Source organism: Glycomyces tritici, from assembly GCF_030403505.1.
The window spans coordinates 85629-98673 of sequence record NZ_JAUEMJ010000008.1 but is presented as its reverse complement, the minus strand read 5'-3'; the positions used below and the strand labels follow the sequence as shown (position 1 = coordinate 98673).

At 71.4% G+C, this 13045-nt stretch carries 10 protein-coding genes; all 10 read right to left on the bottom strand.

The genetic code is table 11. From position 1 onward, the window contains the following. Position 1: 1 nt before the first annotated feature. Positions 2–1777 carry a glycoside hydrolase family 3 protein gene (locus QWI33_RS22210; RefSeq protein WP_289959107.1) on the bottom strand — a complete coding sequence of 592 codons (1776 nt, stop codon included), beginning with the start codon at positions 1775–1777 and terminating at the stop codon, positions 2–4. Positions 1778–1902: 125 nt separating this feature from the next. Then, positions 1903–2826 carry a S66 peptidase family protein gene (locus QWI33_RS22205; RefSeq protein ID WP_289959106.1) on the bottom strand — a complete coding sequence of 308 codons (924 nt, stop codon included), beginning with the start codon at positions 2824–2826 and terminating at the stop codon, positions 1903–1905. After that, positions 2823–4805, bottom strand: a complete 1983-nt coding sequence (locus QWI33_RS22200) for an alpha/beta hydrolase family protein (protein ID WP_289959105.1) — start codon at positions 4803–4805, stop codon at positions 2823–2825. Before QWI33_RS22200 ends, QWI33_RS22205 begins: the two co-directional genes overlap by 4 nt. Positions 4806–4819: 14 nt before the next feature. After that, positions 4820–6124: a M20/M25/M40 family metallo-hydrolase gene (locus QWI33_RS22195; protein ID WP_289959104.1), complete on the bottom strand. Its 1305-nt coding sequence runs from the start codon at positions 6122–6124 to the stop codon at positions 4820–4822. Then, entirely contained in the window at positions 6117–6941 is an 825-nt protein-coding gene (locus QWI33_RS22190; RefSeq protein ID WP_289959103.1) for a M55 family metallopeptidase, read from the bottom strand. The genes QWI33_RS22195 and QWI33_RS22190 overlap by 8 nt, the downstream gene beginning before the upstream one ends. Then, positions 6938–7948 (bottom strand): ABC transporter ATP-binding protein, encoded by a 1011-nt coding sequence (locus QWI33_RS22185; RefSeq protein WP_289959102.1) that lies wholly within the window; start codon positions 7946–7948, stop codon positions 6938–6940. The genes QWI33_RS22190 and QWI33_RS22185 overlap by 4 nt, the downstream gene beginning before the upstream one ends. Then, the gene (locus QWI33_RS22180; RefSeq protein ID WP_289959101.1) at positions 7938–8942 is read right to left on the bottom strand and encodes an ABC transporter ATP-binding protein; all 1005 of its coding nucleotides are present in this window, start codon (positions 8940–8942) and stop codon (positions 7938–7940) included. The genes QWI33_RS22185 and QWI33_RS22180 overlap by 11 nt, the downstream gene beginning before the upstream one ends. Next, a complete protein-coding gene (locus tag QWI33_RS22175) occupies positions 8942–9850 on the bottom strand; it encodes an ABC transporter permease (protein WP_289959100.1) in 909 nt (302 codons plus the stop codon). The genes QWI33_RS22180 and QWI33_RS22175 overlap by 1 nt, the downstream gene beginning before the upstream one ends. Further along, entirely contained in the window at positions 9847–10944 is a 1098-nt protein-coding gene (locus QWI33_RS22170) for an ABC transporter permease (protein WP_289959099.1), read from the bottom strand. The genes QWI33_RS22175 and QWI33_RS22170 overlap by 4 nt, the downstream gene beginning before the upstream one ends. Then, positions 10941–12770 carry an ABC transporter substrate-binding protein gene (locus QWI33_RS22165; protein WP_289959098.1) on the bottom strand — a complete coding sequence of 610 codons (1830 nt, stop codon included), beginning with the start codon at positions 12768–12770 and terminating at the stop codon, positions 10941–10943. Before QWI33_RS22165 ends, QWI33_RS22170 begins: the two co-directional genes overlap by 4 nt. Positions 12771–13045 lie beyond the last annotated feature (275 nt).

Here is a 13045-nt window from a genome sequence, read left to right as displayed (position 1 = left end):
CCTACTCGTACGAGAGGCCGTGGCCGAAGGCGAACAGGACCGACTCGGGGTCGTCGGCCCGCGGGATGTCCACGGGCAGCCGTCCTTGCGGGTCGAGGTGGCCGAGGACGGCCGCGACGGCCGATTCGAGGCCGTCCGCCGAGTACGAGTAGGTCGCCAGGTAGGCGTTGACCTCCTCGACGAGGTGCGCGATGTCGTAGGGGTTCTTGACGCCGAGCGCCACCACGGGCACGCCGGTGGCGTTGAGCGCCTTGACGAGTGCGACCTGGCTCGGGTTGTCGGCGACGCCGTTGGTGCTGACCGCGATGAAGCCCTTGCCGTTCGCGGCGGCGACGGCGGCGTCGATCTGCGCCTGCGTGGGCGCGATGCCGGTGACGACGCGGGTCGGGGTGAAGCCGCGCTTCGTGAACTCGGCGGCGAGCAGGTTCGTGGTGGTCTCGCCCCAGCCGGTGACCAGCAGCGGACCGCCGTCCTGGGGGATCGGCAGGGTCCCGTCGTTGTGGACGAGGGTCGTGGTGCGGTCCGAGAGCGCTTGGGCGGCTTGCAGGTTCGCGGCGGTGCCGACGATCGAGGCCACTTCGTCGGGGTCGGCGTACGGGTCCGCGTACAGCCCGAGCCGGTACTTGAGTCCGAGGATGCGGGTCACGGACTCGTCGATGCGCTTCTCGGTGAGTTCGCCGTTCGCGACGGCGTCGAGGACCGCGTTGTACGCCAGGTCGAGGTCGACGGGCATGAGCAGCATGTCGATCCCGGCCTGCAGCGCCAGCACGGGAATGCGGTCGTCGCCGTAGCCTTCGCGCACGCCTTCCATGGCGAGGGAGTCGGTGACGATGACGCCCTCGTAGCCCAGCTCCTCGCGCAGCAGTCCGGTGAGGATCGGCTTCGAGAGCGTTGCGGGGGTGAGGGTCGGGTCGAGGGCGGGGAACTGGATGTGGGCGCTCATGACCGCGCCGACCCCGGCGTCGACGGCGGCGCGGAAGGGCGGCGCGTCGACCTCCTGCCACTCCTCGTAGGTGTGGTCGATCTGCGGGAGGTCGGTGTGGCTGTCGTCCTCGGTGTCGCCGTGGCCGGGGAAGTGCTTCACCGTCGCCGCGAGGTCCCCGCGCGCCTGGTAGCCCTCCACTTGGGCGGCGGTGAAGCCGGCGACGTGCGCGGCGTCGGATCCGAAGGAGCGCACGCCGATCACCGGGTTGGCGGGGTTGACGTTCACGTCCGCGTCGGGCGCGAAGTTCAGGTTCAGGCCCATGGCGCGCAGCTCGGTGCCGCTGATGACGGCCGCCTCATAGGCGGCGCCGGTGTCGTGGGTCGCGCCGAGCGCCATCGCGCCGGGCAGCTGCGTGGCGGGCGCGGTGATGCGCACGACCAGTCCGTGCTCCTGGTCGGTGGCGATGAGCAGCGGCTCGCCGCCGTCCGCTGTGGAGGCCGCTTGGAGGCCGTTGGAGAGGCCGGTGATCTGGTGGGGGTTCGCGACGTTGTTCGACCAGGTGAAGTAGATGATGCCGCCGACCTTGTAGGCGGCGATGAGCTCGGCGGCGTTGTTCACGCCGTGCGTCTCCTGGTTCTTCGCGACGTCCGCGGCGTCAGTGGTGTCGGCCGTGCGCCCGTACGCGTAGACCGTGAAGAGCTGGCCCACTTTCTCCCGCAGGCCCATGGCCTTCAAGCGGCGCTTGACGAATCGCTTCTCGCTCTGGCCGTGGGCTTCGGCGGTGCTCGCGGTGGCGGCGGCTGCGGCGGCGCCGAGGGCGGCGGCGAGCACGGTCCGGCGGGGATGCTTCATGGGCTCCTCCAGGTGGGGCGGCCGGGACCGGCGCGGCCCTATATGGGCCGGTTATCCCGATCGGCTCATCCTGGCAGAAAACTTCAAGTGAAGGCAAGACTACGGAGAATATTTTCAGATGAAGATCAGGCCAGCGCCGGCACCGCGAAGTGGAGAGTCCCGGCGTCCGCGTCGAGCGTCGCCTTGACGCCCAACGGGATCGTGCGCGATCCCGCGCAGTGCCCGAACCCGAACTCCTCCACCACGGGCACCCCGAGGCCGGCGAGCTGGTCGCGCAGGACCGCGCGGACCGCCTCGTACGGCCCGCAGTCGGCCCAGGACCCGAGCACGATCCCGGCGAGCCCCGCGAAGTACCCGGCCCGCCGCAGCTGCGTCAGGGCCCGGTCGATCCGGTAGGGCTCCTCGCCGATGTCCTCCAGGAGCAGCAGCCCGCCCGCGACGTCCCGCCGGTGGTGGACCGTGCCGGCCCCGGCGGCCAGCAGCGTCAGCGTGCCGCCGAAGGTGACCCCGGTGGCGGTGCCGCCCCGCAGCGGCGCGGCGGTCGGGGACTCGATGCGCTGCACCCGTTCGGGTGCGAAGAGCTGGAGCCGCAGCTCCTCCTGCATCCCGGCGCTGCCGGTGAACCGCGTCCATGTCGGCATGGGGCCGTGGACCGACGCGGTGCCCAGTTCGAGGGCGACCGCCTCGTGCACCGCCGTCATGTCGCTGAACCCGATGAACGCCTTCGGTTCGACCGCGCGCAGCGCCTCCCAGTCGACGCGGTCGATCATCCGCTGCGACCCGTACCCGCCGCGCGAGGCGATCACGGCCGCGATCGACGGGTCGAGCCAGGCCGCCGCGAAGTCCGCCGCCCGCGCCTCGTCGTGCCCGGCCAGGAACCCCGTGGTCGCGGTGGCGCTGGGCATCACGACCGGTTCGAGGCCCCAGCCGCGCAGCACCGCGCGCCCGGCGTCCAAGCCGCCCTCGGGGAACGGGCTCGCGGGGGAGACGACCGCGATCCGGTCCCCGGGGACGAGCCGCCTCGGGCGGCGCAGCGGCGCGAGGCTCAAGGCCGCAGCTCCAGGTCGAAGTCGGGGCCCGGGAACGCGAAGACCTGCGAGTACAGAGCGTGCTCGGCGAGCACCGCGTCCACGATCGTCGCGTCGCGGCGGAACCCGTGCTGCTCGCCCTCGTAGGTGCGATAGGCGTGCGGCACGCCCCTGCCCTCCACGGCCTGCAGCAGCTTCTCGGCCTGCGCGGGCGGGCACACCTCGTCCTCCAGGCCCTGCAGCAGGATGAACGGCACCTCGATGCGGTCGGCGTGGTGCACGGGCGAGCGCTCGGCCGAGCGCTCCTCGAGGACCTCCGCCGGGCCCACGAGCGAGTACACGTACTGCGATTCGAAGTCGTGCGTGTCGTTCCCGGTCCAACCCGAGAGGTCCAGGATCGGGTACTTCACCACCGCGCACGCGTAGACCCCGCGGGACGCAGGCGAAGTGAGCGAGGCGGCGGCGGTCCAGCCTCCGGCGCTGCCGCCCCGGATCGCGATCCTCGCCGGATCGGCCGTGCCCTCGGCGGCCAGCGCCCTGGCCACGGCCGCGCAGTCCTCCACGTCGACCTCGCCCCAGCGCTCGCGCAGCCGCTCCCGGTACGCGCGCCCGTACCCGGTGGAACCGCCGTAGTTCACCTCGACGACGCCGATGCCGCGCGACGTGAAGTAGGCCAGCTCCATGTCGAGCACGGCCCGCACGTGGCTCGTCGGGCCGCCGTGGACCCACACCGCATAGGGCGGCAGTTCCCCCTCGGGCCCTTCGAACTCCGGGTTCCGCGGCGGGTAGACGTGCGCGTGGATCTCGCGGCCGTCCGGGCCCTCGAACGTGCGGTGCTCCGGCACCGGGTAGCACGCCGGGTCCACAGTGTCCTCGTGGGCGGCGGCGACGACCCGCGACGTGCCCTTCACGGTGTCGACCTCGACCACCTCGTAACCGGTGGCGGCACTCGCCGCAAGGCCGTACACCCGGTCGCCGACCACGGCGATCCCCGGCGCCCACTCGGTCCAGGGCCCCTCCACGAGGTTCATCTCACGGTCCCACGCGTCGAAGACGCCGAGGCGGCCTTCCCCCCTGCCGTGCACGGCCGCGATGTCGCCGCTGGCGAGGATGCCGAACCAGGCCTTGCCCAGGTCCCACATCGGCCCCGCGAACTCCGCCTCGGCCTCGTGGACCGTGCCGGACTCCGCAGTGAGCGGATCGATCCAGTGCAGGTTCCACCACCCGGTGCGGTCCGAGGCGAAGACCAGCGTGCTGTCGCGGGACCACTCGACCTGCGCGATCGACTCCCCGCCGCCCCCGGCCACCGTGCGGGCCTCGATCAGGGCCCCGTCCGCGGTGATCTCGGCGACCCGCAGTTCCGTCTCGTCCCAAGGCATGTGCGGGTGGTTCCAGGCGATCCACGCGACCGACCCGCCGTCGGCGCTGACCTTCGGGCCCGTGAGGAACCGGTACGAGTCGTCGGTCAGCTCGCGCACCCGCGCCTGCGCCCCGTACCGGGTCAGGTCGACCGCGGCGAGCACGCGCCGCACGTCCGTCGGGAGCGGCCCGGTGCGCTCCTCCATGACCGCCCAGGCCTCGAAGCGCTCCATGTCGATCACCGGGTCGGACCAGCGCAGCCCCCCGGGCGCCTGCGGCTCGGGGGAGACCGGCACCGGCTCGCGCCCCCGGTCCGGCTCGAACACGTAGAGCCGCTGGTCGTCGAAGTTCGTGAAGACGACGACCGGGCTGCCGTCGTCCTGGATCGCGCCCGCCCACGGCCGCCCGCCGTACTCGTGGACGCGGTTGCGCACGTTCCACGGCGATGGCAGCACCGACTCGACCGACCCGTCCGCGGTCCGGCGCATGAGGGCCCGCCGCCCGCCCTCCTCGGGGCGCGGCTCGGTCCACCACAGCTCCGAACCGACCGCGCCGAGGTACCCCGGACGCCCGTCGGCGGCCGCGACCATATCCACGGTGATCGGGGATTCCCAAGCGCCGTAAGGGGACTGCTGCACCATCGCGGTGTTCTCCTCTATGCGTTCCGCAGGAAGTCGTCCAAGACCCGCAACCCGAACCCGAGCCCGTCCACCGGTACCCGCTCGTCGACCCCGTGCGCGAGCCGCCCGTACCCCAGCTCGGGCGTCTGCCCCAGCGGCGAGAAGCCGTAACCGGTGATGCCGAGCCGCGCGAACTGCTTCGCGTCCGTGCCGCCGGACATGCAGAACGGCACCGGCCGCCCCTCCGGGTCGAACCGCCGGATCGCCGCGCGCATCGCCGCGAACGCGGGGGAGTCGACCGGGGCGGCCAGCGGCTGCGTCCGGTGCTGGTACTCCCAGGCCACGTCAGGGCCGCACAGCTCGTCCATCGTCGCCTCGAACTCGGCCTCGCCGCCCGGCAGCACCCGCCCGTCCACCTCGGCATAGGCGTGCTCGGGGATCACGTTCACCTTGTACCCGGCCTGCAGCACCGTCGGGTTCGCACTGTTGCGCAGCGTCGACTCGACCAGCTGCGCCGCCGGCCCGAGCTTCGCCATGAGGCCGTCCACGTCGTCCAGATCCGGCTCCACGCCGTACACCGCGGCGAGCTCCGTCAGCGCCGCCCGCACCGTGGGCGTCAACCGCAGCGGCCACTCGTACGCGCCGATCCGCGCGACCGCCGCCGCCAGCTTGCTCACCGCATTGTCCGGATTCGCCCGCGAACCGTGCCCGGCCGTGCCGCGCGCGGAGAGCCGCAGCCACGCCGTGCCCCGCTCGCCCGCCCCGATCGGGTAGAGCCGCAGCCCGTTCCCGCCGTGGAAGGTGAACCCGCCCGACTCCGAGACGCCCTCGGTGCAGTCCGCGAACAGGTCCGCGTGGACGTTCGCGAGGTACTCCGAGCCGTATTCGGCGCTGGCCTCCTCGTCGGCGGTGAACGCGATGACGATCGGACGCCGGGGCTTGACCCCTTCCCGCGCCCAGGACCGCACCGCCGCCAGGACCATGGCGTTCATGCTCTTCATGTCGATCGCGCCGCGGCCCCACAGCATCCCGTCGCGGATCTCGCCGCCGAACGGGTCGACACTCCAGTCCGCGGCCTCGGCCGGGACGACGTCCATGTGCCCGTGCACCAGCAGCGCCGGCGCGTCAGGCTCCGCACCCTCGATCCGGGCGACCACATTGGAGCGGTTCGGGGCCTTCTCCAGGATCTGCGCCTCGACGCCCACCTCGGCGAGCTTCCCGGCCGCGTACTCCGCGGCCCCGCGCTCGTCCCCGTCGCCGCCGCCGTGGTTGGTCGTGTCGATGCGGATCAGCTCCGCAGTGAACCGAACGACCTCCTCGATCGCCTGCGCGTCAACCATACTGCTCCTCTTTCGCCGCCGAGGCGATCGTCGTGACGGCCTTGAAGCACCGGATGGCCTCGTACATCGTCGGGAGCTCGAACCCGATCCGGCGCTCCGCGATGCGTTCCACCCCCGGGATCACGGTGACCGCCCCCGCCAGGTGCTCCGCGTCGAACTCGACCTCGATCCGGTGCGGCCCCACCATCGGTTCGCGCCGCCCGGCCAGCGCCACCGCTTCCGCGGCGCCCTTGCGGATCGCGCGGATCGACCACTGCGGGGTGCGGCACGCGGCCGAGTACCGCGAGACGTAATCCTTCACCGCGATGCCGACCGCCTTGGGCGCGTACGACTGGGCGTCCTCGATCGTCTTGTCGTCACCGGTCACCATGACCACCGGGACCCCGAACTCGGCTGCCACGGCCGCGTTCAAGCGGCCTTCGCTCGCGCGCACCCCGTCGAGCCACACCCCGGTGATCGTGTTCGCCAGATAGGTGTGCGCGAGCACGCCTTCCAGGCCCGCCCCCGCGTGGTACCCCAGGAACACCACCGCGTCCGCGTCCCGCACGCCCTCCATCATGGAGAGATCCTTGTGCCGCCCGCTGATGACCGTCACCGGCCACTCGAACCGCTCCGGCATGAGGTTCCGCATCGACCAGTGCGCGTCGTTGACCACGATCTCCCGCGCCCCGCCGCGGTGCAGGCCCTCCACCGCCGCGTTCACCTCATCGGTGAACAACGGCCGCATCCGTTCCCAGCCAGGGCCTCCGGGCAGCACGTCGTCGGGGCAGGTGACGCACGTGGCGCCCTCCATATCGGCACTGACGAGGATTTTCACACCGCAATCCTCGCATCCCCGTGCAAGGCCCGGTCCAGATGGCACGCGACCAAGTGCGGTTTCGCCTCGGGCCCAAGGATATGCAGGTCCTCACCGCTGCACTGGTGGAGCACTGCATCGGCGTTCCCGGAGGCCACCTCCTGGCAGCGCGGCCGGAACCGGCACCCGCCCGGGATCCTCGACGCATCCGGAAGCTCCCCGGCCAGCACGATCGGCTCCGACGTCTTCACCGCCGGGGACACCGGCAGCACCGACACCAGCGCCCGCGTATACGGATGCCGCGGTGCCGTGAGCACCTGCTCCACCGGGCCCTGCTCCACGATCCGCCCCAGGTACATGATCGCGATCCGGTCCGCGATGCTCCACGCCAGACCCAGGTCGTGCGTGATGATGAGCGACCCCAGGCCCTGCTCCTCCTTCAACCGCAGCAGCAGCGAGAGGATCTCCCCGCGCACCGACGCGTCCAGCGACGCCACCGGCTCGTCCGCCACCAGCAGGCTCGGCTGCAGCACCAGCGCCCCCGCGATCACCACGCGCTGGCGCTGACCGCCCGAGAGCTCATGCGGGTACGCGAGGAAGAACTGCTCCGGCGGCCGCAGGCCCGCCCGCGACAGCGCCTCCGCCACCCGGCCCGGCTCGTCGTCATGGATCTTGTGGATCCGCAGGCCCTCGGCCACCGCGTCGTAGACCGTGTGCCGCGGGTTCAGCGCCCCCGTCGGGTCCTGCAGCACCAGCTGCACCTGCCGCCGGTACGCCTTCAACGCCCGCGTCGAGTACCGCAGCGGCACCCCGTCGAACGCCACCGTCCCGCCCGTGGCCCGCTCCAGCCCGAGCAGCGTGCGCGCCAACGTCGTCTTGCCGCAACCGGACTCGCCCGCCAGCGCCACGATCTCGCCCGGCGCCACATCGAGGTCCACCCCGTCCACGGCCCGCGCGACCCGCCCGCCCGGCAGGCCGAACTCGACCCGCAGGTTCCTGGCGGTGAGCGTCTTCTCCTCAGAGGACAACGGGCATCCCTTCCTGTGCGACGAAACAAGCACTCACCCGCGCCGCGTCCGCGACGCTCGCGGATCCGCGCACGGGCACCGCGAGCAGCTCCGGCGACTCCCGGCCACACCGCTCCACCGCCACCGCGCACCGCGGCCGGAACGAGCAGCCCTCCGGCAGCCGCACCGGGTCCGGCGGATCGCCCGCCAGGCCGCCCGGGTTCATCCGCGCGGCGGGGTCCCCGATCACCGGGAACGCCGCGCTCAACGCCGCCGAGTACGGGTGCCGCGCGTTCGCGAACACCTCGTGCGCCGGACCCTGCTCCACGATCCGCCCCGCGTACATCACCGCCGCGCGGTCGCACATCGCCGACAGCACCGACAGGTCGTGGCTGATCATCATCAGCCCCACGCCCCGCTCGGTCACCAGCTCCGCGATCAACTGCAGCACTTGGGCCTGCACCATCACGTCCAGCGCGGTCGTCGCCTCGTCCGCGATGACCAGGTCCGGGTCGCACGCCAGCGCCATCGCGATCATGACGCGCTGCCGCTGCCCGCCCGAGAGCTCATGCGGGTAGCTGCGCGCCCGCGACGCCGGCAGCCCGACCCGCTCCAGCAGCGCCTCAGCACGCTTCGCCGCCGCGGCGGGCGTCGTCCTCGCCTCGTGCACCAGGATCGGCTCGGCGATCTGCCTTCCGATGCGCTGCACCGCGTTCAGCGAGTGCATCGCCCCCTGGAACACGATCGAAGCGCCGGTCCACCGGACCGCGCGCAGCCGCCCCCACCCCATCTGGAGCAGGTCCTCGCCGTCGAGCAGGATCTCCCCGCTCACTTCCGCGCTCTTGGGCAGCAGCCGCAGCACCGCCATCGCCAGCGTGGACTTCCCGCACCCCGACTCCCCGGCGATGCCCACCGTCTCCCCGGCGTCCACCGCCAGGTCGACGCCCCGCACGGCCGGGAGCCGCCCGCGCGAGCCCCGGTACGTGACCCGCAGGTCCTTGAACTCCAGGAGCACTACGACTCACCCCGCAGCCTCGGATTGAACACGGCCTCCAGGGCCCGGCCGCACATCATGAACGCCAGCACCACCAGCAGGATCGCCAGACCCGGCGGCAGCAGGTACCACCATGCGTGCGCCGAGACCGCCCCGTTCTCGGAGGCGCGGTTGAGGATCGACCCCCACGACACGACGCCCGGGTCGCCCAGGCCCAGCCACGCCAGCGAGGACTCCATGAGGATCGCCGAGGGCACCAGCAGGGTCGCGCTGGCGAGGACCAGCGGGAGCACGTTGGGGAGCAGGTGCTTCGTCATCTGGTGCCAGTGTCCCGCGCCGAGCGCCTTGGCGCGCTCCAGGTACGGGCGCGACTGCACGGTGAGCGTCTGGGCCCGTACGAGCCGGGTCGTGCCGGGCCAGGAGACGAGGGCGATCACGGTGATGGTGGTGGCCATGCTGCGGCCGAGTACGGCGAGCAGTGCGATGGCGACGACGAGGCTGGGCAGCACCATGAACCAGTCGGAGAGGCGCAGGGCGATCCAGCCGTACCAGCCGCCGATGTGGCCGCTCGTGATGCCGACGGCGGTGCCGATGACGATGGCGACGACGGTGGCGGTCAGTCCGATGACGAGCGACAGGCGCGAGCCCCAGAGGGTGAGCGCGAGGATCGAGCGGCCGGTCTCGTCGGTGCCGAGCGGGTACTGGGCGCTGGGCGGGGCCATGCGCCCGCCGGTGGCTTGGGTGACGCTGAGCGCGGACTCGTCGATGAGGACGGGCGCGGCGATCGCGAGGACCACGATGGCGCCCAGGAGGACCAGGCCCCACATGCCGGTCTTCTGGCTGCGGTAGGCGGCCCAGGAGCGGGTGAGGGACTGCCGTCGCCTCGCCCATCTGAGGGCGCGCGGGGAGAGTGCGTTCGTTGCCGTCATGACCTGCGGATTCTGGGATCGATGAACCAGTAGAGGATCTCGGCGCACAGCACGGCGAGGATGGTGGAGCTGGAGAAGAGCACGAACAGCGCCTGCAGCACGGGCCGGTCGGGGTAGAAGATCGAGTTCACGAACAGGGTCCCGAGCCCGGGCCAGCTGAAGACGGTCTCGGTGACGATGGAGCCGTTGACGACCGAGCCGAGCGCGAGGAACACGAGGGTCACGGTGGGCAGCAGCGCGTTCGGCACGGCGTGCTTCTTGCGGACCTCGTCGTCGCGCAGGCCCTTGGCGCGGGCGGTGGTGAGGTAGTCGCTGCCGATCTCGTCGAGAATGGACGACCGCATGATCATGAGGTACCCGGCGTAGACGACGGCCGTGTAGGTGAGCACGGGCAGCACGAGGTGGTAGCCGATGTCCACGGCCTGCGACCAGAAGTCCGGCGGCGTGCTCGGCGATCGCATCCCGTTGACGGGGAACAGCCCCAGGTACCGGGCGAAGACGAGGATGACGATCATCCCGAGCCAGAACGTGGGGGCCGAGTAGAGCACGAGCCCGGTGGCGACGTGCCCCCGGTCGTACCGGCCGCCCTGTTTCCACCCCGAGCGGGTGCCGATCCAGAACCCGAGCAGCACGGCGAGGACCATGCCGGTGCCCGAGAGCAGGAGCGTGGCCGGGAGCCGTTCGACGATGAGGTCGAAGATCGGGCGCCGGTACTGGAACGACTCGCCGAGGTCCATGGTGAGCGTGCCGGTGATGTAGTCGATGAACTGCTGCCACATCGGCCGGTCGAGGCCGAGTTCGGCCCGCATGGCCGCGCGCTGCTCGGCCGAGACCGGGCGCTCCTTGGTGAGCTGGTCGATCGGGTCGCCGGCGATGAGCCGGAAGATGAAGAACGAGGAGAACAGCACCAGCAGCAGTGACACGGCGGCGCCGCTCACGTGCTTGAGCAGGTACCGCCCGAAGCCGCTGGAGACGCGCCGTTCGCTGCCGCGGCCGTGCTCATTGACGTCTCGCAGGCTTCGACGAGACTGGGCGCGCCCCGCGGACGGGGCCTCGGTGGAGGCCCCGTCCGCGGGTGGAGGACTGTCCGTCATTCGCGCTCGTCGGCCGTCTTCTTGCGCCGCATCACGAGGACGACGGCGACCAGGGCGATGGCGACGGCGCCCGCCGCGACCGCGATCCACACGCCCGTCGGCACGCCGCCGCTCTCCTCGGCGTCCGCGGGCTGCGCCGTGTAGTACGCCCAGGTGAAGCCCTGCTGGCCGGTGTACATGCCGCCGGCCGGCTGCGCGGCCATGCCGGTGACCCGGTCGTGGTTGTAGGCCTCCATCACGTTCTGGTAGTACAGCCAGATCACGGGGGCGTCGGTGTAGAGCATCTCCTGCTGCTGCTTGACCAGCTCCGCGCGCGCGGCCGGGTCGGACTCGACCTTCTGCTGCTCGTGCAGGGCGTCGTACTCGGGGTTGCAGTAGGAGTTCTCGCTCGAGCGCTCCGAGCCGTCCGTGAGGGTCGGCAGCACCGCGCAGGTGTGCATGCCCAGCTGCTCGGTCGGGTTGGGGCCCACGCCCCAGCCGGAGAACGCGATGTCGAACTCGCCGAGGTAGGCGAGGTCGTTCAGGGTGCCCTGCTCGATCGCCTGCGCCTCGACCTGGATGCCCAGTTCGGCCCACCACTCGGTCACGAACTCCACGATGGTGGCGTACGCGGTGTTGTCGGCGTGGTGGTAAAAGCGGAAGTTCAGCGGCTCGCCGCCGCCGGGCATGGTCCGGACGCCGTCGTCGCCGCGGGCGTAGCCGGCCTCGTCGAGGAGCCGGTTCGCCTCGGCGAGGTCGAACTGGACCAGGGCTTCGCCGCCGTCCCAGTGCCACTGCTCGAAGATGGAGGGGATCAGCGAGGTCGCGGGGGTGCCGCTGCCGTCGAGCACGGTGTCCACGAGCGCCTGCTTGTCGATCGCGGTGTGCAGCGCCTGGCGCACCACCGGGTCCTTGAGCGCGGGGTGGCCGTCGCCGAACTCGGTGCCGTCCTGCGTGACCGTGCCGTGGTTGATGGTGAGCGAGACGTACCGGCGGCCCTGCACGTCGTTGGTGGTCACATGCTCCTGCGAGGCGAGCGCCCCGATCTGGGCCGGGTTGAGACCGCCCTGCATGCCGCTGCCGACGATGTCGACCTCGCCCGATTCGAGCGCGGCCACGGCCGCGTCGGTCTCGAGGTAGTAGGTGTACACGACCTCGTCGAAGCCGGGCGCGCCCTCCCAGTACTCCTCGTTGGCGTCGAGCCGGATGAACTCGTCGGTCTTGTACTCGGCCACCTGGAACGGGCCGGAGCCGACGAGCGGGAGCTGGTTCGCGTCGTCCGCGGACGGGTCCGGGTACTGCGACCAGATGTGCTCGGGGACGATGTAGACCTCGCGGCTGAGCACCTCGGCGGGCGCGGGCTCGGCCAGGGTGAGCACGAACGTCGAGTCGTCGGGCGCCTCGGCGCTCACCAGGTTGGCGGCGAAGTCGATGTTCCAGTCCCGGATCGCCTCGTTCTCGATGAGCAGGCCGTACGTGTAGGCCACGTCCTTCGCCGTGAGCGGCTCGCCGTCCGACCAGGTGGTGCCCTCGCGGATCTTGAACGTCCACGTCAGGCCGTCGGGGGACTCCTCCCACTCGGTCGCCAGGCCGGGCACCGGCTCGTAGTTCTCGGCGCTCATCCGCACGAGCGTCTCGTACGTCATCATGCTGGTCTCGTAGGTGATGACGAACCGCCGCTTGAACGGGTTGAAGGTGTCGACCTCCTGGTTGGTGGCGATGCGGAGGCTGTCGGTGTCGTCCTCCTGCGCGGCGGCGCCGGGCGCGGCCACCGCGAGCGCGCCGGCCGAGAGGGCCAGCGCGGCGACGGCGGAGAGGCACCGCCGTATCAGGGCGTGGGGATTCATGGGGTGCATGTCCTCGCATTCGGTTCCAGGATTCGGGCGCCCCGGCGGGCACGCCACCGGTCCTCGATGTACCGACCAGAATGACGGAACACTTCTTGAGTTGTCAATGAAGTGAAGAAAGTTTTCATTGTCGCAACATGATCCGGCACCGTCCCGGCGAATCCGGCGAGCGGCTCACGGGAATCGACTAGATTCGGATCGCCACCTGAAGTGACGAGAAGATCGCATCGTGTCATCGATCGGCCGGGGCGCTCGTCGCACCCTGGCGTCGCGAT

Bases quoted from the DNA above. Each gene is read 5' to 3' on its own strand.
- QWI33_RS22210 (WP_289959107.1), bottom strand. From the start codon at position 1,777: ATGAAGCATCCCCGCCGGACCGTGCTCGCCGCCGCCCTCGGCGCCGCC.
- QWI33_RS22200 (WP_289959105.1), bottom strand. From the start codon at position 4,805: ATGGTGCAGCAGTCCCCTTACGGCGCTTGGGAATCCCCGATCACCGTG.
- QWI33_RS22195 (WP_289959104.1), bottom strand. From the start codon at position 6,124: ATGGTTGACGCGCAGGCGATCGAGGAGGTCGTTCGGTTCACTGCGGAG.
- QWI33_RS22175 (WP_289959100.1), bottom strand. From the start codon at position 9,850: ATGACGGCAACGAACGCACTCTCCCCGCGCGCCCTCAGATGGGCGAGG.
- QWI33_RS22170 (WP_289959099.1), bottom strand. From the start codon at position 10,944: ATGACGGACAGTCCTCCACCCGCGGACGGGGCCTCCACCGAGGCCCCG.
- QWI33_RS22165 (WP_289959098.1), bottom strand. From the start codon at position 12,770: ATGAATCCCCACGCCCTGATACGGCGGTGCCTCTCCGCCGTCGCCGCG.